Origin of the sequence: Romboutsia sp. 13368, from assembly GCF_018336475.1 — a bacterium.
GTDB lineage: Bacteria > Bacillota > Clostridia > Peptostreptococcales > Peptostreptococcaceae > Romboutsia.
The window spans coordinates 1,155,098-1,156,425 of record NZ_CP048741.1 but is presented as its reverse complement, the minus strand read 5'-3'; the positions used below and the strand labels follow the sequence as shown (position 1 = coordinate 1,156,425).

The 1,328-nt window shown below is 27.2% G+C and carries 2 protein-coding genes; both read right to left on the bottom strand.

What is annotated here, in order from left to right; genetic code table 11:
• Positions 1-785 (bottom strand): 4-hydroxy-3-methylbut-2-enyl diphosphate reductase (gene ispH / locus G3997_RS04695; RefSeq protein ID WP_296648883.1); only part of this gene is annotated, 785 nt, incomplete at its 3' end.
• Positions 786-816: 31 nt separating this feature from the next.
• Positions 817-1,328: lysophospholipid acyltransferase family protein (locus tag G3997_RS04690; protein WP_296648880.1), on the bottom strand; the 512-nt coding region annotated here is incomplete at its 5' end.

Below are 1,328 nucleotides of genomic sequence, written 5' to 3'. Positions count from 1 at the left end.
GATGCTCCTGCAGTCACATTTACAGTATTAAATTCTTTTAATTTATCTACATCTAAGTCMTTTTTTGTTTCAATTGCAAATGTAGGAACATGTTCTTTACATATATTTACTAATTTTTGAGTATTAGAACTATGCTTTCCACCTATAACTATCATACAATCCACATCAACAGCTAATTCTTTAGCTGCTTGTTGTCTTGTTTTTGTAGCAGAACAAATAGTATTTTTAAATGTTATGTTATCTAGTCTTTTTGATAATTCATTTACTATATTATTATATAGTTCTAAATTTAGTGTAGTTTGAGCAACAACACAATACTTAAAATCATTAGAAAGTTCTAATACATTTAAATCTTCTATAGATTTTATTATAAATGCTGAATTTTTACACCAACCATTTATACCTATAATTTCTGGATGATTTTTATCTCCAATAATTATAATTTTAAATCCATTTTCATAGAATTCATTTACAATAGCATGAATTTTTCTAACAAACGGACATGTTGTATCCACTACATTTAAGTTACTATTATTAGCTTCATCATAAATACTCTTAGATACACCATGTGATCTTATTATCACACTTTTATTATTAGGTATATCTGAAATATTATCTACTGTTACTAATCCTCTTTCTTCATATTTTTCAACAGCTTGTTTATTGTGAATAAGTGGACCTAAAGCATATATGCCTGGATTTTCTTCTAATTCATCCCATGCCATCTTCATAGCCCTTTTTACACCAAAACAAAATCCTGCTTCTTTAGCTATCTTAACATTCATAWRAATTATCACATTTGAGGTATAATTAGATTTATTTAGAGTGTATATAATAGTTTTCCTTAATTATTTCTAATACATTTTGTGAAAGTCTTTCATAATCTTGAGAATTTAACTTTTCCTTATAGTATTCTTCAAAAGATATTGGCTTATCTATATATATAGTTACTCTATTTAATAATTTGTAATTACTTATTATTGATACAGGAAGAACTACAGCTTTACCTTTTATTGCAAACATAGAAAGTCCAGCCTTAGCTTCCCCAAATCCTGGTTCCTTTACCCTTGTACCTTCTGGAAATATACCAACAGCATACCCATCTTTAATTGCTCTAAGTATATTTTTTATAGTTGATACATCTGGTTTATCTCTATTTATAGGAATAACATGTAGTTTTTCTAAAATATATGCTAATGGTTTTATATCAAATAGTTCTTTTTTAGCTACAGCTGCAACTTCTCTGTTTTTTATTGCTGCAGCTAAAAATATCGGATCCAGGTTAGATTTATGATTAGCAGCTACTATTAAATTACCTTCATTAGGTA